This window comes from Fulvivirga kasyanovii, from assembly GCF_009711405.1.
Lineage (GTDB): Bacteria > Bacteroidota > Bacteroidia > Cytophagales > Cyclobacteriaceae > Fulvivirga > Fulvivirga kasyanovii.
The window spans coordinates 786-4,893 of the sequence record NZ_SMLW01000301.1; the positions used below are offsets into that span (position 1 = coordinate 786).

Genomic DNA, 4,108 nt, shown 5'->3' on the forward strand with positions numbered 1-4,108 from the left:
AAATCAAAATCACCAATGACCCCACTTTTTTTGATGAAATGAATGGCATTACTCCTGCCATAAGGATACAACTGGAAAGATGTTTTGAATTAGCATTGAAAGGAAAAACGTCTGGGCTGGAAAAAATCCAGAGGCAAATTAAAAATTACCCCCATCAGCCAGCCTTCAAAAACTACCTGTCGGTATGGTATTCTTACGCCGGCCATCGGGAAAAATCTTTTGAAGTGAACAAATGGCTTGTGGAAAAACACCCGGATTATTTGTTTGGGAAAGTAAACCTCGCATTTGAATACTTCAAAAACAAACAATATGAAAAAATACCGGAAATTTTGGGACATGCTATGGAAATAACAGCCCTATACCCCGAAAGGGATATATTTCACATATCAGAAGTATCAGGTTTTGTAAAAATATCAATGCATTATTATGCCGCCATAGGCAATATGGATAAAGCAGAAGCGGAATTTAAGTACTTATCAGAAATAGCCCCTAACGATAATGCTACCAAAGAGGCTGAAAACTATTTAATGATAAAGCGATTGGAACGTGCTACTGCACGAATGAAAGAAGAAGAGCGTAAAAAAATAAAGGTAAAAACAAATCCACAGCAGAAAGGTTCATCAAACACAGAACCTCCCACTTTTACACATCCGGAAATACTGCAATTATATAATTCTGGTCTCTATATTTCTAAAGAGACAATCGATGAAATTTTGGCACTTCCTGAAAAAACTTTGATCCAGGATCTTCACCTTGTATTGCAGGACAGCATAGATCGGTTACCATACTTTCAAAACCAGATGAATGATACCGGCTGGGATGAGCAAACGATGAATTTCGCTGTCCATGCCATATACCTGCTAGGTGAGTTAGAATCAAGAGAAAGCCTTGTCGAAATACTCAACATCCTCAGGCAAAGTGAGGAATATATGGATATCTACTTTGGTGATTTCCTCACGTCAGCTTTATGGGAGCCAGTCTATAAAATTTCAAAAAACGACCTCGATAAATTAGGCGAATTTCTCCTCGAACCGGACATTTACACTTACTCCAAATCCCTGATAGCAGACGTCATAGAGCAAATAGCCTTCCATGACCCTGAGCGTAAGCAAGAGGTTATCAATTCCTACAAAAAAGCTTTTGTCTTTTTCTCAAAATGTGATGCTACAGATAATATTGTAGATAGCGACCTTATTGCAATAATGATATGCAGCGCTGTTGAACTTAATGCGAAAGAATTACTTCCAGAAATAAAAGTACTCTTTGACAAGGAATATGTGAGTACAGGCATCTGCGGTAACTACAAGAGCATTGAAAATGACATCAAAAAGCAATACCCTTTCAGCTCAGCTAAAAAGCTATTAAATATCACAGACAGGTACCAGGAGATTACATCTACATGGGCAGGGTATCAACCTGAAGATTATAACATCGGAACAAAAGAGAATTTCTTAACACCCAGTACCCCCATAATTAATCAAAACAAAACCGGAAGGAATGACCCATGTCCCTGTGGAAGCGGAAAAAAGTATAAAAAATGCTGCATGTAACAATGACTTACTTGGTGGCTAAGGTAGCGGATTGTCATTCTGCAGACAGAATTCACTTTAATCTCTTCGACCTCAAAGGGTAAATTTAAAGCTCAATAACCTTATTACTCTTCTATTATTTGTATATTATAGGTATTAGTAAGCAAATAAAACGAAGAAGTATGGAACACGTAGGACGATGGATGATGTGCATAGCCATGATATGTGGCTGTATTATGGGTTATGGACAAACTCCAGACAAGTATATGGAGTTTTCGCTGGAGGAGCTGGCAGCAGTGGATGTGGAAAAACCATTATTACCTGTTGAGGTTGATTCAGCTTATGTAGTGTCGGGAAAGACGGTAAACATTGGCTATATTTTGCCAATCTCAGGTTACCCTTATTTTACTAAAGAGCTGATCAACTCGGCTAATCTTGCGATACAGGAAATTAACAATAAAGGTGGTGTACTTAACAAAAAGCTTGCCCTGATACCTGCAGATATAGGAGGTACAGAGGATTTTATCCTTGACCGCACGAAGCTGTTGGCCAACAAATTCAACACCCAACTATTCATCGGGCCTACAAGCTCTGACGGCCTTATCAGTATCAGTGAAAAAATTCTACCAAAAACAGATCTGATGGTGGTCTCTCCCACGGCCACCTCCCCGGTCATAACCAATCTAAATGACCGTGGACTTATCTTTAGAACGTGTCCCTCCGATGCGATTCAGGGAGAAGAAACGGCAAAATTCTGTTATAACGAACTGAACGCCAAAACAGCGGCAGTACTATATCAGAATAATTTTTACGGGTCTAATCTGAAAGATGCTTTTGTTAAAAATTTTGAGAATGAAGGGGGAAAAGTACTAAACACCGTCAAATTCAATCCCTTGATTAACCTTGAGTTTTATGATATGTCAAACAAACTGGATAGCCTCTTTCAGGGAAAAGCTGATATGGTTTATGTCATCAGCCTTGCCAAAAGTTTCTCCATTATTTCTGACAAGATTGCTAAACAGGATCTGATTACCAAGGATTATCACCCCATCATCGTATCCAGTGACGGTGCCAGAGGCGAAGACCTTGCCAAACAGGGTAATTTATCGGTACTCGAAGGTATGTATGGACTTTACCTGCCCTTTACAGGGAACAAAGAATTTGGCAAAAAATACGAAAAGCAATACGGCACTAAGCCTTTTTCACTGGCAGCCGAATATACCTATGACATTATTTATATGATATCCCTAGCTATACTAGAGGGTAATAGCACCGATCCTGAGGATGTTTCCACTCATTTAACATCGATATCAAAAAATGGTCTCCCCGTAACCGGAGAGGACGGACCGATTAGAGTCTTCCGATGCGTGTCGAGGTAAGTACACATCAACCACTCTTATAGCATTCCAAATCCAGGTAAACTCATCGAATGACTAGAGCAGCCACTGTAGGCGGGAAACATAGAGGTACGTGCGAAGAAACAAACTCCTTATTATGGATGCCGAACTTAACCCGAATTACAATTAGTTCATTCTTTGGAACAGGGGATTGCTTCCTCCTACCGTCGTCGCAATGATGATCAAAAATGAACTGGCCCATACCGATTTCTCACCATTACAGACCACCACCAAGTGTACTAAAATAATAGGTTCTAAACCGGGTAAGGATCAGGTAGATTCTTCCTGGCCGAAGGAGGTTGTCTGTTTGCAGGGCTTTGGTAAATTGGGTTAATAGGTATGATGTAGCTCCCAGTTTATTGCCTGTCTGGTCGTAGGTCACAAGTACCAGCGCAGGGCATGTGATTTCTGTTTCTGAATGCAGGTAGGCTGTCAGGAGCTCCTGACTTACCACTTCTATGAAATCCGGGTCTTCCGGGGATACTACACTGGCCAGGTCGGTGGTGTCGCGCATGATAACCATTTCGGCCTTAACCGTGCCGGTATACAACACATTGATCAGCAGCAATAGCAGGGTGAATCTCATATTTCAGGTATTGTTTCAGGCACAAATATCAGGAGGGGGTGAGTATAGCAAAACCCGATTCTTGCTAGGTTCTTCTCGGTGACTAGAGTTATCGGTGGCCGGTGATTTGCGTGATGGCTAGAGTGGTCGGTATTTGGTGAGGGGCGATCTGAATAGCGCGGTAACGAGGGTTGGAATACGGGAGACCGAAGACCGAAGAATCTGCGTGGTGAGCTAGGTTATCGGTATTTGGTGAGGGGTGACCGATGTGATTTTCTTGATGGCTAAAGCTGATTTTGGCAGGATTGCAAAAGTTGTTTGGTTAGTTCTCCGTAACTGGGAGATTGGTTTGTCGCTGCCTTAAAGCTTGGGGCAAGCTGTACCTCTCTCCACGCAATGACGATCCGTTTTATCTAAAAACCACTCAATACTAACATATCTAAATACTAAAAAAGCCGCTTCCGGGTTTAACTTCGGAAGCGGCTTTACTTATGGCTTAACGGAAATTAGTCGATCAACTCTACGTTAACGGCGTTCATTCCTTTTCTTCCTCTTTCCACGTCAAATTTCACTTTGTCGTTTTCACGGATCTCATCTATAAGACCGCTTTCGTGCAC

General features: G+C 41.4%; 4 protein-coding genes. 2 read left to right on the top strand and 2 right to left on the bottom strand.

Going from position 1 to position 4,108, the window contains the following annotated elements; translation table 11 throughout:
- On the top strand, positions 1-1,550 hold a 1,550-nt coding region (locus E1163_RS30340; RefSeq protein ID WP_185155931.1), incomplete at its 5' end, for a DUF1186 domain-containing protein.
- A gap of 161 nt (positions 1,551-1,711) precedes the next feature.
- Complete coding sequence (locus tag E1163_RS02365) at positions 1,712-2,908, top strand: ABC transporter substrate-binding protein (RefSeq protein ID WP_155169073.1); 1,197 nt, start codon at positions 1,712-1,714, stop codon at positions 2,906-2,908.
- Positions 2,909-3,143: 235 nt separating this feature from the next.
- Here the strand turns inward: E1163_RS02365 and E1163_RS02370 are convergent, their stop codons facing one another.
- On the bottom strand, positions 3,144-3,512 hold the full coding sequence (locus E1163_RS02370; RefSeq protein ID WP_155169075.1) for a hypothetical protein: 369 nt from the start codon (positions 3,510-3,512) through the stop codon (positions 3,144-3,146).
- Between the two features lie 485 nt (positions 3,513-3,997).
- Positions 3,998-4,108: cold-shock protein (locus E1163_RS02375; protein ID WP_185155932.1), on the bottom strand; the 111-nt coding region annotated here is incomplete at its 5' end.